The organism is Hymenobacter elongatus (assembly GCF_004745955.1).
Lineage (GTDB): Bacteria > Bacteroidota > Bacteroidia > Cytophagales > Hymenobacteraceae > Hymenobacter > Hymenobacter elongatus.
In genome coordinates this window covers 1-24655 of record NZ_SRLD01000043.1, presented here as the reverse complement: position 1 = coordinate 24655, position 24655 = coordinate 1, and the positions used below count along the sequence as shown (strand labels likewise).

At 61.1% G+C, this 24655-nt stretch carries 19 protein-coding genes; 7 read left to right on the top strand and 12 right to left on the bottom strand.

From position 1 onward, the window contains the following. Positions 1-90: 90 nt before the first annotated feature. The 9 genes from E5J99_RS17830 to E5J99_RS17790 all read right to left on the bottom strand — a co-directional run bounded on the left by E5J99_RS17830 (position 91) and on the right by E5J99_RS17790 (position 11787). Positions 91-1353, bottom strand: a complete 1263-nt coding sequence (locus tag E5J99_RS17830; RefSeq protein ID WP_135499175.1) for a hypothetical protein — start codon at positions 1351-1353, stop codon at positions 91-93. A gap of 134 nt (positions 1354-1487) precedes the next feature. Then, positions 1488-2402 (bottom strand): alpha-1,2-fucosyltransferase, encoded by a 915-nt coding sequence (locus E5J99_RS17825; RefSeq protein ID WP_135499174.1) that lies wholly within the window; start codon positions 2400-2402, stop codon positions 1488-1490. Positions 2403-2452: 50 nt separating this feature from the next. Beyond that, positions 2453-3292, bottom strand: a complete 840-nt coding sequence (locus E5J99_RS17820) for a glycosyltransferase family 2 protein (RefSeq protein WP_135499173.1) — start codon at positions 3290-3292, stop codon at positions 2453-2455. A gap of 37 nt (positions 3293-3329) precedes the next feature. Further along, complete coding sequence (locus tag E5J99_RS17815) at positions 3330-4367, bottom strand: nucleotide-diphospho-sugar transferase (protein WP_210114478.1); 1038 nt, start codon at positions 4365-4367, stop codon at positions 3330-3332. Positions 4368-4391: 24 nt separating this feature from the next. After that, complete coding sequence (locus E5J99_RS17810) at positions 4392-5546, bottom strand: glycosyltransferase family 4 protein (protein ID WP_135499172.1); 1155 nt, start codon at positions 5544-5546, stop codon at positions 4392-4394. A gap of 46 nt (positions 5547-5592) precedes the next feature. Further along, positions 5593-6876: an O-antigen ligase family protein gene (locus E5J99_RS17805; protein ID WP_135499171.1), complete on the bottom strand. Its 1284-nt coding sequence runs from the start codon at positions 6874-6876 to the stop codon at positions 5593-5595. A gap of 81 nt (positions 6877-6957) precedes the next feature. Beyond that, positions 6958-8526, bottom strand: coding sequence for a lipopolysaccharide biosynthesis protein (locus E5J99_RS17800; protein ID WP_135499170.1), 1569 nt, complete (start codon positions 8524-8526; stop codon positions 6958-6960). 44 nt (positions 8527-8570) lie between these two features. After that, on the bottom strand, positions 8571-10961 hold the full coding sequence (locus E5J99_RS17795; protein WP_135499169.1) for a polysaccharide biosynthesis tyrosine autokinase: 2391 nt from the start codon (positions 10959-10961) through the stop codon (positions 8571-8573). Positions 10962-10998: 37 nt separating this feature from the next. After that, positions 10999-11787 carry a polysaccharide biosynthesis/export family protein gene (locus tag E5J99_RS17790; RefSeq protein ID WP_135499168.1) on the bottom strand — a complete coding sequence of 263 codons (789 nt, stop codon included), beginning with the start codon at positions 11785-11787 and terminating at the stop codon, positions 10999-11001. Positions 11788-12061: 274 nt separating this feature from the next. Between E5J99_RS17790 and E5J99_RS17785 the strand changes: the two genes are divergently transcribed. Both E5J99_RS17785 and dinB read left to right on the top strand, forming a co-directional pair. Beyond that, positions 12062-12739: a response regulator gene (locus E5J99_RS17785; protein WP_135499167.1), complete on the top strand. Its 678-nt coding sequence runs from the start codon at positions 12062-12064 to the stop codon at positions 12737-12739. 401 nt (positions 12740-13140) lie between these two features. Continuing rightward, positions 13141-14244: a DNA polymerase IV gene (gene dinB, locus E5J99_RS17780; protein WP_262713041.1), complete on the top strand. Its 1104-nt coding sequence runs from the start codon at positions 13141-13143 to the stop codon at positions 14242-14244. Here dinB and E5J99_RS17775 read toward each other — a convergent pair. Next, a complete protein-coding gene (locus E5J99_RS17775) occupies positions 14234-14908 on the bottom strand; it encodes a sce7726 family protein (RefSeq protein WP_135499166.1) in 675 nt (224 codons plus the stop codon). The two genes, dinB and E5J99_RS17775, sit on opposite strands and share 11 nt — an antisense overlap. A gap of 298 nt (positions 14909-15206) precedes the next feature. Between E5J99_RS17775 and E5J99_RS17770 the strand changes: the two genes are divergently transcribed. From E5J99_RS17770 to E5J99_RS17755, 4 genes are all read left to right on the top strand, one after another. Beyond that, entirely contained in the window at positions 15207-16550 is a 1344-nt protein-coding gene (locus E5J99_RS17770) for a sensor histidine kinase (RefSeq protein WP_135499165.1), read from the top strand. Positions 16551-16689: 139 nt separating this feature from the next. Further along, the gene (locus E5J99_RS17765) at positions 16690-18309 is read left to right on the top strand and encodes a SulP family inorganic anion transporter (RefSeq protein ID WP_135499164.1); all 1620 of its coding nucleotides are present in this window, start codon (positions 16690-16692) and stop codon (positions 18307-18309) included. A gap of 51 nt (positions 18310-18360) precedes the next feature. Beyond that, positions 18361-19137 carry a carbonic anhydrase gene (locus E5J99_RS17760; RefSeq protein WP_317128838.1) on the top strand — a complete coding sequence of 259 codons (777 nt, stop codon included), beginning with the start codon at positions 18361-18363 and terminating at the stop codon, positions 19135-19137. Between the two features lie 344 nt (positions 19138-19481). Beyond that, on the top strand, positions 19482-20732 hold the full coding sequence (locus tag E5J99_RS17755) for a T9SS type A sorting domain-containing protein (RefSeq protein ID WP_167852201.1): 1251 nt from the start codon (positions 19482-19484) through the stop codon (positions 20730-20732). A 16-nt stretch (positions 20733-20748) separates the two neighbouring features. On the opposite strand, the gene E5J99_RS17750 is transcribed toward E5J99_RS17755, so the two are convergent. After that, positions 20749-21903, bottom strand: a complete 1155-nt coding sequence (locus tag E5J99_RS17750; protein ID WP_135499162.1) for a hypothetical protein — start codon at positions 21901-21903, stop codon at positions 20749-20751. A 564-nt stretch (positions 21904-22467) separates the two neighbouring features. Here E5J99_RS17750 and E5J99_RS17745 point away from each other — a divergent pair. Beyond that, positions 22468-22668, top strand: coding sequence for a hypothetical protein (locus tag E5J99_RS17745; protein ID WP_135499161.1), 201 nt, complete (start codon positions 22468-22470; stop codon positions 22666-22668). 158 nt (positions 22669-22826) lie between these two features. On the opposite strand, the gene E5J99_RS17740 is transcribed toward E5J99_RS17745, so the two are convergent. Then, the coding region (locus E5J99_RS17740; RefSeq protein WP_135499160.1) for a M1 family metallopeptidase at positions 22827-24655 on the bottom strand (1829 nt) is incomplete at its 5' end.

The following is a 24655-nucleotide window of genomic DNA, read 5'->3' as shown; positions in this document are numbered from 1 at the left end:
CGCGGCCACTGGATCAGGCACGGCGTGCTGAGCAGGCAAAGCGTGCTCAAAAAACGCCAGTGTTCATCGGCTTTAAGGCCATACTTGTTCTCAACGAGCTGCCTCTGCCACGCTGGACGAGGACAGAAGCGGCTGCGCGGCCGGGCCGAGCCGGATGCCCTGCTTGCGTACTTTACCGAGCCAGCGGATATACTCGTCTTTTTCGGTTTGCAGGGTGATGGGGTTGGGCAGGTGCTGGGTGTTGGTCAGGATCTTGAAGCCGTAGTCGGCCTCGTCCTGGCGGTCCTGGTAGGGGCTGTTGCGGCCCCATTGCACGTAGCCAATCGTGTTGTTGTCCACTTTGAAGTTGCCGAAGCTGGCCTGATTGTACGCATTGAAAACGGCTATTCCCGTGTAGGCGGAGGGTAAGTGGCTGCCGTCGGGGAGCAGGCCGCTGGTCACGAGCCGGTTGTCGTGGTAGTACACGTCGTGGCCACTGGCAATGTTCATGGCCGAGTTGCAGGTCGAGACGAAGTGGTTGTTATAGGCTTCGATGAAGCCCTGGTTGCTGGCCTGGTCGCCATCTACAATCATACCGGTGCCGGAAAATTTGGCCGCTGTAGCGGGGTAAGGGTACGCGCCCTGCACGTAGTTGTGGTGAATCCGGAACGGACTCTGGGCTGTGCCGCCGGAGTTGTAGAGGGCAATATTATCCTCTACCAGACTTTTGTTGGGCTCATTAATTACCTCGTTCCAGGCAATTTCCAGGTTGCGCAGGCCCCGTACGCCGTTCAGACCCAGAAAATTGGTGAGGGTGCCGCCGCCGTTGCGGTAGCGGCTATCGATGTTTTTTGCCTGGTTGTAGCGCACGGTCAGCGTTTGCGCCGCCGAGCCGTCGCCATTCCATTGGTAAATGCTGATGCCAGCCGTCTGCTCGAAGTAGTTGTTTTCGATTCGCACCGACTGGGCCGCATCGGCTACCAAAAAGTAGCCGCGCTGCACCTGGTCCTGGGACGGTAGCAAGCTGTAGCCCCGGCAGTCGACTACCGTGAGCTGGGCCCAGCCCTGTTTCGCCTCAATCAGGTTGCCGGCCCCGCTCAGCACGCAGTTGCGCAGCGTTACGGGCTCCTTGGTGGCGATGGTGATGCACGGAACCTGGGAGTCGGTACTCCGGTAGGAGCCCGTGTAGGTGCCCCCGCGCCGGATAATGAGGGGGGCGGGCCCCGTGGCCGGCACGGCCCGGGAAGGGCCTACCAGCAGGCTCAGGCCCGTGAGCAAAACCAGCCAGATGCGACCATACACGCCGCGCCGCCGTGCCGTGGCCCGCGCAGAAACGTACTTTTGGTTGGAGAAGGCAGACCGTTGAGCAGGCATATTCCGAGCGGTGGTAAGGTGAAGCTATGCGGAGTGCTGAGGTTGGCCGCTTAAAGCGTGTTTGGGAATTGTCATGCTCATCTGGCGGACGCTAAACCGAGTAGAACAGGCAAAACAGGCTGCCCGATACCTGTTTATACCACCAGATCCGACTGCCACTGTTCTGTCTTCTGGTCTTCGAATACCGTGAAATCTTCGAGGGCCGTCACGGCCTGATCGGGGCGGTGCAGGTGGAAAAGCGGCACCCGACCGTAGAAGGAAGCCCACATGGAGTAGGTGCTCAGCGGGCCGATGATGTAGTCGCAGCCGGCCATGGCGTAGAGGTCTTCCACGGGATGGTTGGTAGAGCGGCCGGTATCGAATTCCGCAAATTCGGTGTCGCTGATGGGCTCGTTGGAAAAAAGCAGGAACCGCACCCGCACATGGGCCGGAAACAGGGCTTTCATCTCCCGCATGGCGCGCACGTAGGTCGCATTTTTATACAGATACGCCCCGCCATACCAGCCGGCATAGTCGCCGCGCCGGATGTGCACGCCCACCAGCACGTCGGCCGCCTGCCGGTTGCGGGCCACTACCTGCTCGATGGCCTGCTGATGGGGAGCAATGGGGCGGAAAATACGCCGGAGCAGGTCGCTGTGCCGCACGAAGTTAGTTTTGTCGCGGAACAGCCAGCCGTGAATAAGCAGGCAGCCGTTGCGGGCTTCCGTCAGATACGCTGGGTCGTTCAGGTCTTTGTTGCGGTCATTCTCGTCGCCCTGAATGCGCAGGCCCAGCCGGCGCTGTAGCCACGGCAGCCGGTTCAGAATGCCAAACCCCCAGCGGGATTGGAGCGCCTGGTACAGTAGGCTGGTGACGTCGGCCGGGGCCGCCCGCAGCCGCACTGGCAGGCCTTCAAAATCGTCGCGGGCCGTGCCTTCAAAAAACGGCGCGTAGGGCCCAAAGCTGGGAATGAGCAGCTCGTAGTTGTGTTCGGCAGTATTGGCAATGAAGTGGGACGTGAGCAGCAAATGATTGCCGAAGCCGTCGAAATCTTTCGTAAGAATAACCATGGTGCAGGAGTAGGCTGGAGGTGAGGGAAAGAGGCGGAAGGAAAAAGGCGTTAGTGCAGAAAATACCCCACCAGGCGACGCGCGTAGCCATTGAGCAGGTAATAGGGCATATAGCGCGGCGGACAATTCTTGAGGGTGAAATGGGTAAAGTTGCGCAGGTTGCCACCACCCCGGATGCCGAACAAATGCTGATAATAGCCGTGCAGGCTGCGGTGGCGGCGGGTTTGCTCCTGGCCGCTTTCGTCGGGGTAGGTACTCAGGCGGGCGTCGTAGTTGCAATACACCGCGAAGCCGTGCAGACGGGCCACGCTGGTATAGTCGAAGTCGGCCAGGTAGTGGGGTAGGCGTTTCTCGTCGAACAGGCCGATTTTCTCAATTACTTCCAGCGGAATCAGCAGGCCCCGGCCGGGCAGATACGTCACGGGGTGCAGGCCGTGGCGGTCGGCCTCGGGCAGCTCCGCCAGCAGGTCGTGGCGGGTATTGGTACGCCAGTCGAGCCGCTCGCCGCCATAAATAGGCTTGCCCGTGGCCACATCCAGCTCCAGCGCGCCCAGCACCGCTTGCGGGTGCTTCTCGGCCCAAAACAGCATCCGCTCCACGAAGTCGTGCAGCACCAGCACATCGTTGTTCATGGTCATGATGCGGTTGGCCCCCAGCGTCAGCGCGTGCCGGATGCCAGCATTCACGCCCGCCGTCCAGAACAGGTTGCCGTCGCCTTTCACCACAGCCACCTCCCCAAACTCGCGGGCCAGCATCTGGTCGGTGCCGTCGGTCGAGCCATCATCCACGACCACAATCCGAAAATCCGTCCGGGTTTGGGCGCGCAGCGACAACAGGCACTCGCGGGTATATTTCAGCCGGTTGAAAACGGGAATAACGATATACAGCATACAAGTAGGAGTCAGGGGTGAGAAGGAGCTCGAAGAATTATAGGAATGCATCGGCCGTGGTGGCGGCCCGCACCGGCGCGGGTACAGGCGCGGGAAGTGGGACGGGCGGCGGCGCAGCCGAAAGTCCGGGCGTGCGAAAGCGCCGGAGCAGCCGCCGTGCTTTGGCGGCCACGCGCCCGGCCAGGAACTCACGGAAGCGTCGCTGGTCGCGGGGGCAGTCGCGCTGCACGGCCACGGGGTGCTGCAGCGGTAGGGGCAGCGCGGCCGTGGGCACGGCCGCGAAGTCGTCGGCCGCGTCGTGGGTGTGGGTGCCATAGTGGCCAAAGCCAATATTGCCCACCAGATTCACGGCCGGCACGATGGTAAGACCCGCGTGGGCCGCCACGGCGAAATGCCACTGGTAGTCCCACACATCGGGCGGGGCCGGGGCGCGCCGCACGGCCGCGAACTGGCGCAGCCAATACTGCTCTTCGAGCCAGCCGCCATAGTGCTTGCGCAGCACACCTTGCGTCCGGAGCGTTTCAAAGTGGGTCAGCTCAAAGTCGAACAAGCGCCAGGCGCGCCGCCACGAGGCCCAGCCCCAGCTGTTCACCTGCCCCGAGAAGTAATAGGAGTCGGCTCCCGGGAGCAGCGGCTGGCGGGCTTCGCTGCCGAAGTTGTTGCCGCCAATGTGCAGCACCCGGGCATCATGACGGTAGCGCGCCAGCAGCTCGGCGCAAAAGCGGAAGAAATCGGGCGCGGCCACGCAGTCATCTTCCAGAATAATGCCCTCCTCTTCGTGGCTGAAAAACCAGCTGATGGCCGTGGCCGGACCTACGCCGCAGTTCAGGTTGCGGGTTTGAAACAGGGTGTGCACCTGGCAAGGCCAATCGACGTGCGCTACTTCGGCGCGGGCGGCGGCGCAGGTGGCCGCGTCGGTGGGGTGGCCGGGGCGCGGGCCGTCGGCCGCCAGGTACAGGCGGGCGGGCCGTGCCTGCCGGATGGTTTCGAACACGGCCCGCGTCGTATCGGCCCGGTTGAAGAGCAGGAGTAAAACGGCTGGGGTGGCCGGGGCAGAAGCGTTGGGGTGTGGCATAGGCCGCAGGGCAGACGGGCTGCCCTAGAGAATGGCGTGGTAGATATCGAGGGTTTTTTGCAGCACCGAGGCGGGGTTGTGGCGCTCTTGGGCCACGGCTTGTGCCTGCGTGGCCAGCCGGTGCCGCAGTGCCGGGTCGTCGTGGAGCAGCAGCACTTTGTCGGCCAGGTTGCGCGGGTTCAGGTCGGTGAGGATGCCGGTGTGGCCACACTCGATGAGGGAGCTGACGCCGCCCACGTTGGAGGCCACAACGGGGAGGCCCGCCACCTGGGCCTCACAAATCGTGTTGGGACTGTTGTCGATGTAGGAAGGATGGAGCAGGCACAGCGACTCGTGGCACAGCTGGGCCAGACCGTCGGCCGTCAGAAAGCCGTGACACTCCACATCCTGGGGGCGAATGTGGCGCAGCCCGGCCTGCTGCACGGCCTGTTCCACCTCGGCCTCGTTAACGCGCCCGCCGAAAACCAGCTTCAGCTCGGGCTGGCGCTGCCGGGCCAGGTCGAAGGCCACCAGGGTTTCCCGAAAGCCTTTCATTTCCTGCTGGCCGCCCAGAAACAGTACCTGCGGCCGGCCGCTTGGGGCTGTGGGAGTGGGGGCCGCGAAGAATTCGGAGCGCAGCGACTCCCAGTTGTGGTGAATGGTGGCCTGCGGGTTTAGCCGGGCGATATGCGCTTTGTCCCAATGCGTGCGACACGAGAAATGGGCAATGCCCGGCATGTACTTGCACTCGTAGTAGCCGGCCAGCATCCACAGGAACTTCAGCTTCGATACCGGATTGGGCACCACCTTGGCGTATTCTGACACCAGGCCCTGCACCGAAAGCAGCTGCGGGATATCGAGGCCGGCGGATGCTACCTGGTATTGCAGCTCCGAGCCGTGCAGATGAATCAGGTCGTAGTGGTGGTAGTGCTGGCGCAGGTATTTGGCCATAATGGCGATGCGCCACTGATAGAGCGACAGGATATCGTGCCGGCGCCGGGGCACACGCAGATAAATGAAGTGGATGCCGTTGTTGTCGAACTCATCGACGGGTACAGTAATATCTTCCGCGAAGTTGAGAATGGTCAGCTCCACCTCGGGGTGTCGGGACACCAGCTCGGCCAAGGTGAAGATCCAGGGCACGGGGGCCGGATGAGCTTCGTGAGGGGCAGGAAACGCGGCAAGCCAGAGGACTTTCATAGTGAAGGGGCTTGAGAAGTAAGAAGCGGGGAAGGGTTGGAAGGCCTCAGGCGGGAATAGGTGAGGCGGCGGTAGGGCGGCGGTGCAGGCGCCCCGGCAACGGCGCGGTGGGGGCGGAGTGCAGCTGGTAGGAAACGGCGGCCAGCATGAGGCCCAGGACGCCGTACAAGTAGCTGGGCCAGTCGTAGGAGAAGCCGAACACGAAAAAAGTGCTGGTAAAAGAGAGGAGCGCTACCAGGTCGGGCGACAGGGGTGTGAGCCGCAGCAGGATGCGGCCCAGCGCAAACAGCGGTATGAAGGCCACCAGTAGCACTCCCACAATACCGAAGTAGAAGAGCCGGTCCAGATAGAAGCTGTGAAAATGGTGTCCCGTGAAATCGGGCCAGACCTGGTCGCCGGCTTCATCATACATCTGAATGGGCACCTGGAAGCCTTCGAGCCGCCAGCCCGCCAGGGGGCGCTCCTCCAGCAGCGGCACATAGGCCTCGTGCTGCTGCATGCGGAAGGTGCCCGTGCCTTGGGTGGTAGGGTGTTGCAGGTCTTCGAAGTTGGCGATGAACTTGCGCACTACCTCGGGGTTGTCGAGCACCACCGCCAGGCCGCTCGACATGCCCAGCACCAACGACATGGTACCTAGTAGCGTCAGGCGGCGGCCCATTTGGTGCGCTTCCGGCACGCGCAGGGCCAGCAGCGCCAGATTCAGGGCCAGTGCCAGCGCCGAGCACACCCACACGGTGCGGTGCTGCAGAAACACAATCAGGGCCATTGCCACCAGAAAGCTCAGCCCGCTCAGCAAGTGGCCTTGGGTCAGATACCAGTTCAGGCAAAACAGGGCGATGAGCAGCAGCAGATAGGCCGACGTGACGCTAAAGCCCCGCTCCGTTTCCAGAAAGGAGCCGAGCGAAAGCGCGTCCCGATGAAACACCACCAGGCTCAGCAGCAGGCCTGGGAATATCACGGCCACCAGTATCCGGTACGATGGAGCCGGGTAGCGCCGGTAGTAGGCATACAGGCCAAACAGCGGCAGCATCACGCTAAACTTGCTGAATACGTGCGGATACTTGGCCCACACGCCCCAGCCGCTATACGACTCCAGGCATAGGCCCACCACGCAGCCAATAACCAGCCAGAACCAGAGCTGCATCATCCGCTCCAGCCGTCGGTAGTAGCTCAACACCAGTAGAATAGAGCAGCCAGCCAGCCCGTACACGAACAGTAGCTCCAGCGGCCGCACTTCTTCCGTGCCGAACACAAATTCGCCCAATGCCCGGTCGGTCAGAAACACGGCCAGCAGGGGTAGCACATACAGAAAACGTAGATTTATCTTCATCGGAATGGAAAGCTACGGGCAGCAGACGGGCAGCAGAAAGCGAGGCCGGAGGAGAAGGATAGAACGGAAATAGCCCCCTGCTTAGGGTTGCATCGAGGTGGAGGCGTTGTGAAACTCGGCTGGTACCGACTCCGCGCTCGGCTCCAGAAAGCGCATGTAGCGGTTCAGCTGCCGCCCCACGGCTCCCGTGGGGTGCAGGCGACTCAGGACGCGGTGCATCTCGTGGCGTAGCAGCGGCAGCGGCAGCGCCAGCATCACGATGGCCAGCACAATGGCCCCGGTGAAAGCTAGTAGCCCCAGGGCCACAAATACGGGCAGCTGCAGGGGCGCTATTGCCCACCGAACCAGGGCCAGCGCCCCACCCACCGCTGCCGCGTGCCAGAGGCCGGGCAAGTAAGTGACGAGCTGGCGGCTGTAGCTGATGGCCAGGTCCCGGTTCATCAGGTAAGTGAACAGCACCATGCGCAGCAGCTCATTCAGCAGCAGTGACCACGCAAACCCCAGCAGGCCATAGCCCCGCAGCAGCCAGAAACAAGCTACCAGCGCTACCAGCGTCACGATGTTGACCACAATCTTCTGGTTGAGCTGCGCGCGGGCGTCGCACATTACCCCGGCAAACATCGTAATCATGCTCAAGGCTACGGGCACGCTCATCACGCGCAGCACGGGCACCGAAGCATCCCAGTCGGGGCCGAGCAGGGACCGTACCAGCTCTGGCGCGGCCACGGCCATGCCGGCTCCCAGCGGCAGCACCACAGCTGCCACCAGCGTGATGCTGGCCAGGTACACCGCCCGCAGCTTGCCAAGATTGGCCTGCAGCTGGCTGAAAGCCGGGAAAATAACTTTGGCGACGCTGTTCGTTATCAGATAGAGCGGTAGGCTGATGAGCATGTAGGCCCGGTTGTAGATGCCCAGCAGCGCCGTGCCCAGCACGCGGCCGATAACCATTGTATCGAGCGAGCCGGTAATGAATTCCAGAAAGCTAGTGAAGGAAATGCGCGCCCCGTAGGAGAGCAGGGGCCGGTAGTGTGCCCAGCTGAAGTACAGACGCACACTGTGCCGGGTAACGGCATAGGCCAGCACCCCCAGAATCATACCTTGGCTCAGGGTGGCCCATATCAGGCTCCAGACGCCGAATCCCTGCCACGCCAGCACGACGCCAACGCCGCCGTAGCCCAGCACGTAGGCCACCACATCCATAATAGCCAGCGTCCGGAACTGCATGTTGCGGCGCAACAGACTCATGGCCGTAGAAATAAGCCCGGCCACGAATGAGCCCAGCGCCAACGTGCGAACCAGCGGTACCACTTCGGGCTGGTCGAATACGAAGCGGGTCAGGGGTGCGCCCAGCACCATAGCGGCTGTGAAAAAGCCGCCGAGCAGCGCCGACGACGTGAAGGCCGCCCGAATATCTTCCTCCGTCAGCTCCGGTTTCTGAATAATGGCCTGCGCCATCCCCATTTGGGCGAAATAACCACCAAAGCGCAGCACTACGCCTGCCAGGGCTACCAGCCCGAAAGCAGCCGGCGGCAGCATCCGGGCCATCACGGCCGTGTAGCCGATCTGGAGCACCGAGGTAATGATGGTGGCGGCCGTCGTCCAGGTCATGCTGTGCAGCGTGGTCGTCGTCAGATTTTTTACGGAAGCCATACTAGAGAGGCGAAGGGCGAGAGGGAAAGACGGCTGAGCAGCAGCTAGCGACCGTAGGCATAGGCTTTTTTCTTGTAGCGGTACTCGTACGTTTTGGTGAAGTGCATGTCATTGATAATCATATAGATCTGCTTTATCTTCTGCTCTTGGTGCAGCTCATCGATCTGGCTCACGAGGCCCTTGTCGGTGTAGTTCTGGCGCACCACGTAGATGTTGGCCTCCAGATGCCGCAGCAGCACGAAGAACTCGGCCACGTAGCCCACCGGCGGCGTATCGACCAGTACATAGTCGTACTCGGCCCGGAGCAGAGTAAGTAGGTTTTCCATGCGGGGCGTTTCCAGCAGCTCGGTTGGGTTCGGAGGAATGGGGCCGCAGCAGACCACATCCAGGTTGGGCACCCCGCTGGCATACACGCATTCGGCGAGCGTGCTGTGCCCTATCAGGTAAGCGCTTAGCCCGTGCTCATCGTGCGAGTCGAGCCCGAAGTAGCTGGCTACCGTGGGGCGGCGCAGGTCGCACTCCAGCAGCAGCACCCGCCGCCCGCTCTGGGCCAGCTCGGCCGCCAGATTCACGGCGCAAAACGTTTTGCCCTCGCCCGGCACCGACGACGTAACCCCGATAACCTTCTTGTCGAGCCCCGCCGATAGGTACTGCAGGTTCACCCGAATCGACCGGAACGACTCCGCAATAGGCCCTTTGGGTTCGCGCAGCATCCGTTCTTTGTCGCCGTGCGAGCCGTGGGCGACCACGCCCAGCAGCGGTATTCCCGTAATACGCGCCAGGTCTTCCTTGCTCTGAATGCGGCGGTTGGCTTTGGCCAGCAGCAGCGTCAGGGCCATTGGGGTGGCCAGCCCGGCCAGCAGCGCTATCAGCACTACCAGGCCGGGCTTGGGAGCGGAGGCCCCGCCACCGCTCATTTTGGCTTTGTCAATCACCTTCTTATCGGTGGCATTGGTGGCCAGGGCAATGGCGGCTTCGGCGCGCTTCTCCACCAGAAAGTTGTAGTTCTTGTCGTTGAAGTCGCTCTTGTTTTTCAGGGAGGCCAGCCGCCGCTCGTTTTCGGGCATGGCATTGATGGTGCCCTGCACCCGGCCCAGCTGCTGGTCCAGGTCGCGTAGCGAAATGTCGGTGGCGCGGGTCATGTTGGTCAGCGTCTGCATCAGGGCCTGCTTGGAGGTCCGGATCTGCTCGTCGAGCACCGTTACCAGCGGATTGTTGCTGCTGGCATTCACGCCCAGCGCGGCCCGCTGGCCGTTCAGGTCCGTGAGCCGCATAATGAGGTTGTTGACCACCGGGTCGTCAATGCCCACGCTGCTCGGCGACACCACCTGGGTCACCCCCTGGTTGGCGCGCAAGTAGGAGAGCATATTCTGGTAGTACTTGCGACTGGTGGCCGCGCGGGCCCGCAGCATGCCCAGGTCGCCGAGCTGGCGGATGCTTTCATTGGATTGAACCCCCACATCGACCACGCCCCGGGCCGAGCGGAAGGAGCTGAGCGCTGCCGCCGAGTGCCGCAGCGAGTCGGAGAGCTTGGCGATTTCCTTGTCCAGAAACTCCACCGTTTTGTAGCCCGTAATGTTCTTTTCCCGCAGATCATCCTCGATATACACCGCCATCAGGGTGTCTAGAAACTGGGTGGCCTTCATCGGTACCACGTCCTTGAGGGTCAGCTCCACAATGCGGGAATCGTGCTCGATGGGCCGCACGGCCAGGCCGCCCTGGTAGGCCCCCGTCAGGTCACCCAGGTTGTTGAGGGTGAAAAAATAGCGCTCATCGGCCGAGCCGGCCGGGTAGCCCGGCTCGGCCTGAATGACGGCCGTGAGCAGGGGCGTGCGCAGCGTATCACCGGCCGCTACCGTCTGGTCGAGGTTCACGTCGAGCACTTCCCGCACCATCTCGCCGGTGTGGAGCTGAAACAGCTGGCCGCGCTTGGCCTGCGCCCGCACCCGAAATCGGCCGTTGGGCTGCGGCTCTACGGCCACCTCCACCCCCGTCAATTGCGGCACTTTTGGGTCAGGAACCACGCGGAAGGGCACCGCGCCCACGGGCCGCTCGCGCACCTGTAGCTGTTTCAGGGAGTTGAGCCACGAGTTCGGCACCGCATAATAGGAGACGGTGAAGGGCAGCCGCACCAGGGCGCGCTGCACCACGTCGGTTGAGCTCAGGAGCCCGACTTCGTCCTCCATTTTTACGCCTTTCTCCTGTACTTCCAGAATCTGGAGCAGCTCCTGAGCCCGCTTCGAGCCCGACCCCTGATTGCCGAGCAGCATCGACGAGCGGAAGTCGTACACCGGGGCTTTCACCTGCAGGTACAAAAACGCCAGCAGGCCCGCCAACAGGAGCGACGCTGCAAATAAGGGCCAGCGGTTGCGTAGCTTAAAAAACAGCTCGTGCAGGTCAAGTTCGTCGGAGGAGGAAGTAGCGCGTTGTTCCATGCCAGGTGTGGTTTTAGGAGAGGCCGCCAGGCGGTGATTAGAAGATGTTCAGATAGCTCAGCAGCAGCACCATGGCCGAAATGCCGCCGAAGACGATGCCCAGGTTATTGGCATTGCCGCGGGTGGTGCGGGCTGCCATCGGCTCCACGTAGAGGGCGTCGTTGGGCAGCAGGTAGTAATAAGGAGAGCGAAGCAGGGTCGGGTCGGTCAGGTCGAGCAGCAGCACCTCCGAGCCCGTGGGCGTCTGCCGGATCAGCTTCACGTTCTGACGGTTGCCGAACTCGGTCAGGTCGCCGGCCATGCCCAGGCCTTCGAGCAGCGTGGCCTGGGAGTTATAAATGAAGTAGCGCCCCGGGCTGTTGACCTCGCCCAGCACCGTAATCTTGAAGCTGAGCAGCTTCACCAGCACGTTGGCATCGCGCACGAACTTGCTGACCTGCTGCTGGGCCAGGGTTTGGGCTTCTTCCACCGTCAGGCCCTGCACCTTCACCCGCCCCACCGTGGGCAGGTTGATAAAGCCCGTGGCATCGACGGAGTAGCCTGCCAGAAACAGGCTGCTGGGGTCGCCCGAAAACATGGAGCGGTTATCAGTGATATTGAATATATCGTTCAGCGTGGGCTGCACGCTCTGCACCCGGATGCTGAGCACGTCGCTGGGTTGAATCCGGTACTCCTGCCGCGCATTCGGAACGCTGGTGGGAGCTTTCGTCGTGTACTCGGTGCTCTGCAGATACGGCAGCTTTTGCTGGGTGACGCACCCCGTGAGGCCCCACAGAATAAACAGGAATACAACACAACTCAGGAACGAAGAACGGCTGGTAGACATTGGAGCGGTGGCTAGAGAGCAGAGGAAGCCGTTTCATTTACCGACCTTATTAGGAGCGGAAAGAGGAAACAGAACGGGAAAGCGCAGAAGTTTTCTTTAATAGAATATTTCCATAAACGTATTGTATATGTTTGATAAAGTCAAGTTAAATTTAAATGATTCTTATAAATAATTGTACTAGTATGCGAAGTGTTCAAGAGTAGGCCATGCCTAAAGAAAAGGGCCATCCTGAACATCCTACCTTAGTTGCCTGTAGTAGCCGAAACCCGTTTTCATGAAAATTCTGCTGGTCGAAGACGAGCCCAAGGTGGTTTCGTTCCTCCATAAGGGCCTTACCGAACAAACGCATAGCGTTGATATTGCGACTGATGGCCTCACGGGGCTGCGGCTGGCCCTGAGCAGCACCTACGACCTGTTGATTCTGGATAACCTGCTGCCCGGCCTGGGCGGCCTGGAGGTGTGCCGGCAGGTGCGGGCCCAGAATTCCTCCGTTCCCATTCTGATGCTCACGGCCCTGGGCGAAACCGATGACAAAATCCGGGGGCTCGATGCCGGGGCCGACGACTACCTGGTCAAGCCTTTCGCCTTTCAGGAGTTGCTGGCCCGCATCCGGGCGCTGGTGCGCCGTCGCCACGACAGCCCGGCCAGTGAAATTCTATTGCGCTTGGCCGACCTTACCCTCGACCCCAGCCGCAAGCTGGTGCATCGTGCCGGTCAGCCCGTGCAGCTCACGGCCCGCGAGTTTGCCCTCCTCGAATACCTGCTGCGGAACCAGGGCCGTGTCGTGTCGCGGGTTGATATCCTGGAGCAAGTCTGGGAAACGAGCTTCGATACCGGCTCCAACGTTATCGACGTATACATCAACTTTCTGCGGAAAAAAGTTGACAAGGACTTCACGCCCAAGCTGATTCATACGCTGGTGGGTATGGGCTACGTGATGCGCGAGGAGTAGCAGTATAGCCACAGGCTCCCGCGGGAGGGCATCTGGCCCGACTGCGGGCCGGTGGTGGCCGGTAGTGCCGAAGTTGCTTACTCCACCAGCAGCCGTTGCGTATACGCAGTGGTGCGAACTACATACAGGCCACGAACCAGCGTGGCTGGCAAGGAGAGCCGCAACAGTCCGGCAGCCGGCGTATGGGCGAGAGCTACCGCAGAATCCTGCTCCAGGCTCCGCTGCCTGCTTGCTAGTGAGGAATGGGCTTATATCACCCGGATAATGGCGCTTCCGGCTACTTGCCGAGACCCTGTTGGCCAATTCATGCAGCGTCAGGGTCGCTCGTGCGACCCAGTGGCCGGTGAATCCGGCTGAAAGTGCTGGCCGCTGTGTCCGGGTCTTGGGGCCACCGCCTACCTTTGCAGCCTCACGTAACCGCACCAGTGCCGCCGGAAGAGAACCGAAAAATCATTCACCTCGACATGGATGCCTTCTATGCCTCGGTGGAGCAGCGCGACAACCCCGAGCTGCGCGGCCGGCCCGTGGCGGTGGGCGGCTCCCGGCAGCGCGGCGTGGTGGCGGCCGCCAGCTACGAGGCGCGCCAGTACGGCGTGCGTTCGGCTATGGCCTCTATGGTCGCCATCCGCAAGTGCCCGGCGCTGACTTTCGTGAAGCCGCGTTTTGAGGTCTATAAAGCTGTTTCGAATCAGATTCACGCCATTTTCGCCGAGTACACGCCCCTCATCGAGCCCCTGTCGCTGGACGAGGCCTACCTCGACGTAACCCACAATCTGAAGAATATGCCCTCGGCCACCCGGATTGCCGAGGAAATTAGGGCCCGTATTCATGTCGAAACCGGGCTGACGGCCTCGGCGGGCGTATCGTACAATAAGTTCTTGGCCAAGCTGGCCTCCGACTACCGCAAGCCCAACGGCCAGTTCCTGATTCGGCCGGGGCAAGGCCTAGCCTTCGTCGAAACCCTGACAGTCGGCCAGTTTCACGGTGTGGGCCGCGTCACGGCTGCCAAGATGAACGAGCTGGGCATCTTCACCGGCCTCGATTTGCGCCAGCAGCCCGAAGCCTGGCTGCGGCAGCATTTCGGCAAAGCCGGCTCCTATTACCACGCCATTGCCCGCGCCGAAGACCACCGACCCGTGAAGGCCGACCGGCTGCGCAAATCCGTGGGCTCCGAGAATACCTTCGAGCAGGATCTATGGACCTACGACGAGCTAGTGGCTGGCCTGCAGCCCGAGCTGGAGCAAGTGTGGGCCTACTGCCAGCGCGGCGGCCTAGCGGGCCGCACCGTAACGGTGAAAGTGAAATACGCCGACTTCCAGCAAATTACGCGCAGCCGCACCACGCTGGTGCCGCTCAGTAGCAAAGCGCTGCTGGAGCAGATATGCCGCGAGCTGCTGACCACGCTGCTGCCCCTGGCCAAAGGCGTGCGGCTGCTGGGCGTATCGATATCCAACCTGCACACTGCAGAGGCGACGGCGGGCCAGCAGCTGACGCTTATTTTTTGACAGCGGTGCCGCGCCGCTTTTTGCGGGTCGCGGCTTGCTTCAGGCGGCGCTTGCGGCGCAGCGGGGCCAGCCGCTGCCGCTCCAGCTTGCGCTCGGCCCGGTCGAGCAGGCGCTGGGGCATGCGCGAAATCAGCCGCTCCCGTGCGTATTGCGCCAACCCTGACAGGGAAATAGTGTGGGTGCTGCGTAGCAGCTGCAGCACCTCGGCGCGCCGCAGCTGGCTGACGCCGCGCCAGCCCAAAGCCAGCAGGTACTGCTTCACCTCGTCCAGCAGCAGCAGGCTTGCCAGCGGGGCCCGCTCCACGGTGGCATTGTAGGCCGCTGGCCGGTGGGGGCGCAAGCCGCTGTCGGAAGCCACGAGCACGCCCACCCACTGCGGCAGCAACGGCAGCAGCTTGGCTAGGTGCTTCTCCGTGACAACGAACGTGACGAAATCGTACACTTCCGCGTAGCAGCGCAGCTGGTTTTTGACCCGCTGCAAGGTATCGGCGTCGCCTTTAATCTCGTAGCCGTGCATAAAATCGGGGGTGATGTGCACAACGTCGGCGCGGGTAGTGCCCGTGGGCAGCTCATCGACGTAGATGCCCTCTGTGAGCAACGGATACAGGAAGGCGCGAATAGCCGGGTCGTTCATCGAGAAGGCAGCGGGACAGGGGACAGCCACGGCAAAGGTAAGCCGGGCCGGGCGTTATCAGGCGTCAGTAGAGACAGGTTGGCCCGACACCCGCTGCCCACGCTTGGGTGCCGCCACCGCCGCGGTAGGCTACCCACTGCTTCTTTCTACTTTTGGCCTGCTTCTGTTACTTCTACTGCCAGAGAAAACCGACGAGCGCTCCGTTCCTTTTCGGGCTGAAAAGGTTGTGTAGGTATGCCGGCCTGACAATTCATCTTCTTTACTCTTCATATCCGTGACCATACGCACGCGCCTGGCTTTGCAGTTCGCAGCTATTCTGGCTGTCACTTTGCTGTTATTTTCACTGGCAATCTACTTCTTTACCTACCAGTCGCGCCGCAACTACTTCACCGACAATTTGTTTGCCCGGGCCCGAATCGTTGCGCACGTATACCTGGACGGCACCAACCGGGGCGACGATGCCAGCCGCGCCTCGTACCGCCGCTACCTGCGCCAGTTCTACCGGACGCTGCCCGCCGAAGAGGTACGGGTGTATGATGCCAGCAACCGCGTCGTATTTCGGGAAGGCCAGCAAACCCGCCAGCCTGTGCCCGGCAGCCTTCTGGCGGCGGTGCGCGAAGCCGGTAGAACAGTTGAGCTGCGGCCCAACCATGGCCAGACTGTCGGGTTGCTCTACCGCGATGCCCGTCGGGGCGACTTCGTGGTGGTAGCCTCGTCGGTGGATGCCGACAGCCAGGTGGAGCAACGGACGCTACGCAAGATTCTGGCTGGGGGACTGCTTATCATCTTTGGCATCGTGGGCATTGGTGGGTGGTTTTTTGCCCGGCAGGCACTGCGGCCCATGCAGCGCATCGTGCAGGAAGTCGACAGCATCACGGCCTCCGACTTGCACCGCCGCCTGTCGCAGTCCGATGGGCAGGACGAGGTGTCGCACCTGGCCCAGCGCTTCAACAGCCTGCTCGACCGGCTTGAAACCGCCTTTGCCGGGCAGCGCACGTTTGTGCGCGATGCTTCCCACGAGCTGCGCACTCCACTCACGGCTCTTATCGGCGAGCTGGAAGTAGCGTTGCTGCAGGAGCGCAGCCTCACCGAATATCGCCGGGTGCTGCAAAGCACGCTCGACGCGGCCCGGATGCTCACGGCCCTCACCAACGGCCTGCTCCAGATTGCCCGTGCCTCCGACGACCCGTCGCAGGTGCCCCTGGGGCTGGTGCGGCTCGATGAGCTGCTACTGCAGGCCCACGAGGAAGTGCTGCGGCGGCAGCCCACCTGCCGCATCGATCTGGAATTTGGAGAACCAGCCGCTCACGGGGAGGCCTTCGGGGTGCGCGGCAACGAGCCGCTGCTGTTGTCGGCAATACTGAATGTGCTGGAGAATGCCTGTAAGTTCTCCCAGGGTAGCCAGCAGCCTATCATGGCCACCTTGGCTTGCGTGGGGAAGCAGGTGCAGCTGCACGTGCGCGATGAGGGAGTGGGCATGAGCGAAGCTGACCGCCTGCAGGTATTCGTACCATTCTTCCGGGCCGATGCCGTGCGCAACGTGCCGGGCCATGGTATCGGGCTGCCGCTCACGGCCAAGATTATGGCCCTGCACGGCGGCAACATCCGGGTGGAAAGTGAGTTGGGCAGTGGCACCAAGGTAACCTTAGCCCTGCCTTTGCTGCGTGAGTAGAAAAAGGATAGCCGCGTTTTAATCTGCTTTTAATGCTTTTTTAACGCCGTCTTAACTACTGAAACGTAGTTTCGCGTCACATCGTGGCGAACCTGTGTCTTATCCGGGCAGCGCTTTCACTACCGCATGCCACTCCCTTATGCTCCAGACTACTCCGGCCCCCGTGGCTGATTCTGCTACTTCCGGCTCACCGGCTCTCACGCCGGTTCCGGCTAACTATCTGCACTCTCTCTCCAAAGATGCGCCAGCGGGGCTGGTCGTGTTTCTGGTGGCGCTGCCTTTGTGCCTGGGTATTTCGCTGGCATCGGGCGCGCCTCTGCTGTCGGGAGTTATCACCGGTATTGTGGGCGGCGTGGTTGTCTCGTGGCTCAGCAGCTCCCAGCTAAGCGTAAGCGGCCCGGCCGCCGGCCTCACGGCTATTATGCTGTCGGCCATCAGCACGCTGGGCTCCTTCGAGGCCGTGCTGGCCGCTACCGTTGTGGCGGGCACTATTCAGCTGATTTTGGGCTTCCTGAAAGCGGGTATCATAGGCATGTATTTTCCTTCGTCCGTTATTCGGGGCATGCTGGCCGCCATCGGCTTGATTCTGATTCTCAAGCAGATTCCTCACTTCTTCGGAGCCGATACCGACTACTTCGAGGATATGGATTTCCTGCAGTTCGATGGCCTGAACACGTTTAGTGCCATCGTGGCCTCCAGCAATGCCATCAGTTGGGGGTCGGCCCTTATTGGCTTGGTTTCCCTGGTTGTGCTCATGATTTGGGAAAGCAAGCCCGTGCGCAGCATCACTGCCCTGCGTCTCGTGCCCGGCGCGCTGATTGTAGTCGTATTATCGATTCTACTGAATCTGCTGCTAAGCCAGGTAGCGCCTAACTTGCAGGTGCGGCCTGAGCATCTGGTGAAGCTGCCCAGCATTTCCTCCTTCGCTGACCTGACCAAGGAGCTGACGTTTCCCGACTGGTCGGCCCTGATGCGTGGCAACACCTATGTAGTAGCCTTCACTATTGCTATCGTGGCTTCCATCGAAACGCTGCTCAGCGTGGAAGCCGTCGATAAGCTCGATCCGCACAAGCGCCACACGGCCCAAAACCGGGAGCTGAAAGCCCAAGGCGTCGGCAACCTGATTAGCGGTCTGCTCGGCGGCCTGCCCCTGACGGCGGTTATCGTGCGCAGCTCGGCCAACATCAACGCGGGCGGCCAAACTAAGATGTCAGCCTTTATTCACGGCTTGTTGTTGCTGGGCAGCTTGCTGTTCCTGGCCTCCGTGCTGAATCTGATTCCACTTTCGGCGCTGGCCGCAGTACTACTAATGGTCGGTTTTAAGCTGACCAAGCCGGCCCTGTACCACTCACAATGGCGGCTGGGCTGGGGGCAGTTTCTGCCGTTTATCATTACAGTGGTAGCCATTCTCTTTACCGATCTGCTCAAAGGCGTTGCCGTGGGCTTAGCCGTCGGCATCTTCTATATTCTGAAGGCCAACCTCGAATCGGCGTACTACCTCCACACCGCGCCCACCCATGAGCCGGGCGTGGTGCATCTCAAGCTCAGCGAGCATGTTTCGTTCCTCAACAAGGCCAGCATCGTCACCACTTTCGAGCGGTTGCCGGCCGGTTCCCGTATTATCCTCGATGGCACCGACTCGGAGGTTATCGACTACGATGTGCTCGAAGCCATTGAGAGCTTCCGTGTCACGGCTGCTGAGCGCAATATTGAGCTGGAGCTGCGGGGCATTCCGCGGGTAGAAGTGCTGGGCCACTAGGCGTAGGCTCCCGGTATACGTATCCCATCACATTTAACCACCACCTACCATATGAGCGCTTCCGATTCCACCGCTTCATCTTCTCCGATGAACGAAATCCTGGAGAATAACCGCAAGTGGGTTGGCGAAAAGAAAGCCGCCGATCCGGAGTATTTTCATAAGATGGCCAAAGGGCAAAAGCCTCGCTATCTGTTCATTGGCTGCTCCGATTCGCGGGTGCCCGCCAGCGCCATTACCGGCACTGGCCCCGGCGAAATGTTCGTTCACCGCAACATTGCCAACCTCGTAGTAAATTCCGACATGAACTTGCTCTCGGTGCTGCAATACGCCGTGGAGGTGCTGGAAGTGAAGGACATCATGGTAGTGGGCCACTATGGCTGCGGCGGCGTGGCGGCAGCGGCAGGCAGCAAGCAATACGGCCTGATTGACAACTGGCTCACGCACATCAAAGATGTAGTGCGCCTCCACGAAAAGGAGTTTATGAGCATCACCGACGAGGAGCAGCAGCTACGGCGCCTGGTCGAGCTCAACGTCATTGAGCAAGTGCGGAACCTAGCCAAAACCAACATCATCCAGAACGCGCTGCAACGATCCAATCCGCTCCACCTGCATGGCTTGGTCTATGACATCCACGACGGGCTGCTGCACGATCTGAAAGTTGAAACCGACACGCTCAATGATTTCAAGCATATCTATGGCGTAGAGGCCGTAGAGCACGCGGCGAAAGTGGCTGAGAAGATTCAGGAGGGCAAAGTGACCACTCCTCCCGATGATGCCGAGCAGCACAAAGCGGATAAGGAAGAATCAGTGCTGAGCAAAGTCAGTTAGAGTCATCTGGCGGCCCCGCTGCCTGGTACTAGTCTATGTGTGGTCGAAATGGCCGCAGCCTTTGGCTGCGGTCATTTTTTGTGTCCCTAGGGCACGTCAGCCGATGTTGCTCGGCAGCCTCATTGAGTTAATTGCCGGGTCTGAGTTGTAACGTCGCTCCTTTGGGGCGTATATTCGATGGGTTTTTTCTTATCCGTTGCTCACTCTCGTTAAGGATGAATACTCGCTATTATCGGTTCCTGTTCCTGTGTTGGATGCTGACTGTGGTGGTGGGCACACCTGCGGCACGGGCCCAAGGGGCAGGTCGCCAACGCTTAAGTTCCAAGCTCGGATTGCCTCTGCCTTTGAAAGTTGGTGCTCGTGCATTCAGGGACACCAAGGGATATCGGCAGCAAGGCGCGAGCGTGCGCCCCGCCCGGGAGATGCGCTACTATTGGAACCCCATGACCAGTACCTGGGAGTATCCATTGCTGTTTTCCTACACCTACGACGACGCCGGGCGCACCACCCAAACCCTGAGCGGCGACTCTACGCAAGGCCCCTTAGGTACCGACCGTGACCAGCTCACGTTTGATAGCCGGGGAAATCTGACCGGGCAGCTAGTCCAAATTCGGGACACTGTAACAGCCCCCTGGATCAATCTGGTGCGGGTTCTATGGACTTATGACGCCCGCGACCGGGCCACAGTAGTGGTGTCGCAGACGTGGGTGAACGATGCCTGGCGCACCGATGGCGGCTACCGCGCCACCAATTCGTACTCCTCCGCGGGCGTGCTGATTGAAGAAGTTCTGGAAGAATGGGCGCAGGGCGCTTACCGCTTGGCGCGCCGGAACCTATATGCCTTGAATGCCACCAACCAGTGGAGCTCTATCATCGGTCAGCGGTATAGCAATGGGGGCTGGGTGAATGATACCCGGATAGCTGATCTGGTCTGGTTCGACTGGGCCACCGAGCTGCCGACCAGCTACGCCGAGCAGGAGTGGAGCGGTACGGCTTGGGAAACCAACTCGCTGACCCGCGCCGTGTGGCAACCCAATGGCTCCTACCAGTCCTGGGACCAGTATTTTATCAACGGACAGTGGCAGGACTTCAACCACTTCACCGTCACCTTCGACGACTATGGCACCGTGCTGGAAGACACTTGGGAGCAACGCAACAACGGCGTCTGGGGTATTGAGCGCAGCGAGCAAACGGCCGTTACCTACACGCCCGACGGCACTGCCGCCCTGCGTAGCGAGCTGAAGCGCTACAATTCTATGCTGAAGGCAATGGAAAAATCGGAGCGGCACTACTTCTTCAACTTCGTGCCTCTGGCCACCCGCGCCAAATCGGTGACCAGCGCCGCCGCCGACCTGTATCCGAACCCGACGCATGCTACCGCTACGCTCGTCGTGGCTGTTCCGTCTGCAGTGGCTGCGCCGGTGCCGGTTCAGGTTCTGAATAATCTGGGCCAGGTGGTGCAACAGTATCAGGTGCTCCCTTACCAGGGCCGTATCAGCGTCACCATCGACGTCAGCGCGTTGGCTGCGGGCGTGTACGTTATCCGGCTGCTCACACCCCAGGGGCCCGTCAACAAGCGGCTGGTGCGCGAGTAGGCCGCAGCCGGTGGCGTTAGTTTCCCGATTCTGGGGCGGCCGGAGTGGCTTGGCCCGCGCTGGTTACCCCGTACTGGCGCAGCTCGGCTGTGATGCGCTGGTTCCAGCTTTCCTGGACCGCTTCGTTCTGGCCGCCGTGGGTTTGGGCGTCGTACTGCTCCTGCAGCCGGTTCATTTCCTGAAAGGCTAGCAGGTATTCGTACTGCAGAATGCTGTTGTAGTCCTGTAGGGTAACGCGCTCTGGGGTGAGCCGGCGCTTGAAGCGTTCTGCTACAAGTTTCACCAGGTCGAAGTGGCGCTGCTCGTGGTTGAGGTCGTAGGCTCCGCGCGCCTGCGCCGATACCCAAGACGAGCTGCGCACTACAAACACTTTTAGGCTGAGCTGGAGCACCAGAACGCCCTTTTCCACCCGAGGCTGCCCGGCATAGGCAAAGCTCGGAAACACCGCCGCCGCATAGGGCCCCGTGTGGGGCAGGGCCGTGAAATCAGCCCAGACGAGTGGGCGGGCAGGGTCGTAGAACAGCGTGTCCGACTCGGTCTGGTCGCGGTAATCGGTGAAGCGCAGGCGCAGATCGGTGGCCAGCTTCACGTTGCCGGGAGCCTGCGTTTCTACCCAACTGTGGAGGTAGCGCAAGGCTTCGGCCAGCGCTTGCCGGAGCACTGGCTCCACCACTGCTACGCTGGTCGGGCCGGCCGGCCGGCGGTAGCGGGCCGCGCCTTGGTAAGTGGTCAGGAAAATCGTCTGGCCCTGCCGCTGCCAGTCCAGGGCCATCTTCACGACTACGCGGCCCTCTATCTGGCCCACGGAGCCCGCAACGGCTGTTTCGATTACCTGGTATTCCTGCAGCCGAATAGTGAGCGGCCGGCGGCTGGTAGCGCATGGTAGCATTTGGCGTATAAATGACTCAATGGCCGCCCGTCCGCCACCCTGAAAATCGACGGGGCGCACGGTGGGAGCCACGCCAGTCTTGGCGGCCGAAGGCAGCAGCCAAGCCACTGCTGTGCGAGTAGCGCGCTCATCTACCACGCGGGCCACATGAAACTCAGCCGAGGTAAAACGCTGCGTAGCCGGCTTCAGTACCAACGCCGACGGCAGGGGCGTGGTGCCCTGCGCGGCTGCGGAATACCCGATGTGCAGCAGCAGCAGAATGCCGGCGGAAAGAATACGCATACAAACCGTAGCAGCAGAAACAGCGCAAGTCATACGAAGGAAGGACGCCAGATGATAGGGTGAGGTAGCCGGAAAGTGGCAAAGAAGCTTGGAGTGAGCCTGTAATTTCATTTTTCCTCTCATGCTGCTTATGGCGTCGGCTTTTCGAATCATCTCTTGCTGCAAGCGCAGCCAATGATATTGCGGTAGCGATGCTTCGCGGGGCTCAGCATGAGAGTGAAAGTAGGTTCCTCAAAACTCCCCACTCAGCGCCAAGGCTACTAACTGCGGCCGGATAGGAGTAGTTCACCTGCTTTTCCAGCCCGCAACGACACCCGCCGCCTCATGCGGGTAGCTACGAGGTGCGCGACCAGCTATGGGGAGTGCTACACGGGGATACAGGCTTCGAGTTCACCCACCTGATTCGCCATTGCACTCCCTGCCTACCGTTCTTCACTCATGGCCCATCGATGCGGAGCCCCGACCAGGCCGCGTGGCTGGGGCCGCAGGGCGTTTCCATCGTACAATCGAAAACCTGCGAAATGGTGCACACCAATGGGCAACTGCACCAAGTGGTAGTTGCCGATGTCCCCCGCCGTGCCGCTGGTCGACCTATCTGCCAGGGTGCCGTTTGGGCTGCATTCCTCGCTGCCAGCCAGTTTGGGGTGCGGCCTTACGGAGGTGGGGCACATCCAGGTTGAGGAGATGCCGCGTATCACAGTGCCGGGCCTCTACGCAGCCGACGACGCTACCACGCCTATGCGGGCGCGCTGGCCATGGCGGTAGCGGCTGGCACCAAAGCCGGGAGCCTGCTGAAGTACGACCTGATTGGTCAGGGCTTCTGGCTATGCCAGGATACCCGTTTTGCACTACGCAAAAAGAGCCGCAGCTGGAAGCTACGGCTCTTTTTCTCGTTTTGTGCTGAGGTGTAGTCGGCTAAATCGTTATTTCAGTGCCTCAATTTCGGCTACCGCTTTGGTGGCTACTTCCTGATTTACGGTGGCGTTGGTGCCGGTAGTTTGCTGCTTGATGGCCTGCTGCAGCATCCCGATAACAGGCTGGTCTACACCGAATTTCTTGTACTGGGTTGCTACGGCTTTGAGCCGGTCGACATCCTCGGCAAACGCTTTGGGGTCGTCGAGGCGGGCGAGCATGGTACCCATTCCTTCGAAGTAGTCAAACTTGGCCTGACCCTGCGCCGCGTCGAAATGGTCGCGCACGAAGGCCCACTGGGGTAAGCCCCCGCTTTGGGCGTACACGCCCACTACTGCTTGCAGCAAGCTGCTTTGGTCCGTATTTTCCAAGGCCTTGGCTTTGCTTAGTGCCAGCGGCGGGTTCACGGCGGCCAGGGCTTGCAGCGCGGCCGCCTGCACCGCATACGACTGACTTTTGGCCAGCTGCTGGGTGAAGAGCTTTTCGTCGCGCTTGTCGTGCCCTTTGGCGAGGGCCGTTAGCAGGCCCGCCAGCGTGTGTGGGTGCGCTTCGGTGGCAGCCCGCTTGCGCAGTGCTGGCAGTGCCGTTTTGGCTACTGCCTTATCCTCCAGGTCCAGCCGTTCGGCTGCTACCATGCGCAGGTTGAAGAACGTATCATTCAGGCCGGTCAACAGCAGCTTGAGCGCAGCCGGGTCGGTGGTTTGCTTGGCAGCGGCGGCCAGCAGTGCCTCACGCCGGGCCACATACAGCGGCGCGTGCGCATACTGGTAGGCAAATTCTGCTAGTGGCTTATTGTCGGTTTGCTGCCATACCAGCGTCTTTTCGGCGTCTACGCTCACCAAGTCCGGCTTGGCTGTCAGCGGCATCGTAAACGTCTGGCTGGTTTGGGTCATCAGCACCCGTTGGCGCTGCACCTTGCCCCGCACGTAGTAGTCGATGGCGAAGGGCAGCTGAAACGTCTGGCCCGGCTGGTTCTGCTTCACCGTTACGGACTGTACCTTTTTGGCCGCGTCCCAGGCATACTCGATGCTCACCACCGGGTGGCCCGTGCTGAAGTACCATTGGTTGTAGAACCAATTCAGGTCCTGGCCCGATACGGCTTCCATCGCCAGGCGCATCTGATGGGCTTCGCCGTTGCCGAAAGCATTATCCTTCAGATACTTCTGCAAGCCTGCGAAAAACACGTCGTCGCCGAGGTACGTACGCAGCATGTCCAGAATGGCACCGCCCTTCTGGTAGCTCACCAGGTCGAACATGTCTTCCTGTTGGTCGTACTGGAAGCGCACGAGCTGCTTTTGCGCGTCGGGCGCGCTCCGTAGATAGCTGCGTAGGTTGCGGTGGTTGTGGGAGTCGGCGGCATCGGCCCCGTACTTGTGCTCCGCATACAGCCCTTCCGAGAAGTCGGCCAGCGACTCGTTTACCGTCAGGTTGCTCCAGCTCTCGGCCGTCACGTAGTCGCCAAACCACTGGTGAAACAGCTCGTGGGCAATAACGGACTCGTCCTGGTAGTCGCGGTCCGCGAGCTGGCGGTCGGTGAGCTGCAGAAACTCGCCGTGCAAGGTGGCCGTGGTGTTTTCCATGGCTCCGCTCACATAGTCGCGCACCACAATCTGGGCGTATTTATTCCAGGGAAACTCGACGCCCAAACGCTGGGAGAAAAACTCCAGCATGTCGGGGGTATTGCCGAAAATCTGCTTGGCGAAAGGCGCATACTTGGGCTCCAGGTAATAGCTCACTTCCTTGCCCCGCCAGGTGTCTTTGTAGACTTTGAAGTCGCCGACGGCCAGCATGAACAGGTAGGGCGCGTGGGGCAGCTCCATCTTCCAGGTGTCGGTGCGCA

What these genes read in the sequence shown, in the direction of transcription:
- E5J99_RS17805 (WP_135499171.1), bottom strand. Translation starts at nt 6,876, where the DNA reads ATGAAGATAAATCTACGTTTTCTGTATGTGCTACCCCTGCTGGCCGTG.
- E5J99_RS17825 (WP_135499174.1), bottom strand. Translation starts at nt 2,402, where the DNA reads ATGGTTATTCTTACGAAAGATTTCGACGGCTTCGGCAATCATTTGCTG.
- E5J99_RS17830 (WP_135499175.1), bottom strand. Translation starts at nt 1,353, where the DNA reads ATGCCTGCTCAACGGTCTGCCTTCTCCAACCAAAAGTACGTTTCTGCG.
- E5J99_RS17750 (WP_135499162.1), bottom strand. Translation starts at nt 21,903, where the DNA reads ATGCGTATTCTTTCCGCCGGCATTCTGCTGCTGCTGCACATCGGGTAT.
- E5J99_RS17795 (WP_135499169.1), bottom strand. Translation starts at nt 10,961, where the DNA reads ATGGAACAACGCGCTACTTCCTCCTCCGACGAACTTGACCTGCACGAG.
- E5J99_RS17765 (WP_135499164.1), top strand. Translation starts at nt 16,690, where the DNA reads ATGCTCCAGACTACTCCGGCCCCCGTGGCTGATTCTGCTACTTCCGGC.
- E5J99_RS17785 (WP_135499167.1), top strand. Translation starts at nt 12,062, where the DNA reads ATGAAAATTCTGCTGGTCGAAGACGAGCCCAAGGTGGTTTCGTTCCTC.
- E5J99_RS17760 (WP_317128838.1), top strand. Translation starts at nt 18,361, where the DNA reads ATGAGCGCTTCCGATTCCACCGCTTCATCTTCTCCGATGAACGAAATC.
- E5J99_RS17800 (WP_135499170.1), bottom strand. Translation starts at nt 8,526, where the DNA reads ATGGCTTCCGTAAAAAATCTGACGACGACCACGCTGCACAGCATGACC.
- E5J99_RS17820 (WP_135499173.1), bottom strand. Translation starts at nt 3,292, where the DNA reads ATGCTGTATATCGTTATTCCCGTTTTCAACCGGCTGAAATATACCCGC.
- E5J99_RS17810 (WP_135499172.1), bottom strand. Translation starts at nt 5,546, where the DNA reads ATGAAAGTCCTCTGGCTTGCCGCGTTTCCTGCCCCTCACGAAGCTCAT.
- E5J99_RS17745 (WP_135499161.1), top strand. Translation starts at nt 22,468, where the DNA reads ATGTCCCCCGCCGTGCCGCTGGTCGACCTATCTGCCAGGGTGCCGTTT.
- E5J99_RS17815 (WP_210114478.1), bottom strand. Translation starts at nt 4,367, where the DNA reads ATGCCACACCCCAACGCTTCTGCCCCGGCCACCCCAGCCGTTTTACTC.
- E5J99_RS17790 (WP_135499168.1), bottom strand. Translation starts at nt 11,787, where the DNA reads ATGTCTACCAGCCGTTCTTCGTTCCTGAGTTGTGTTGTATTCCTGTTT.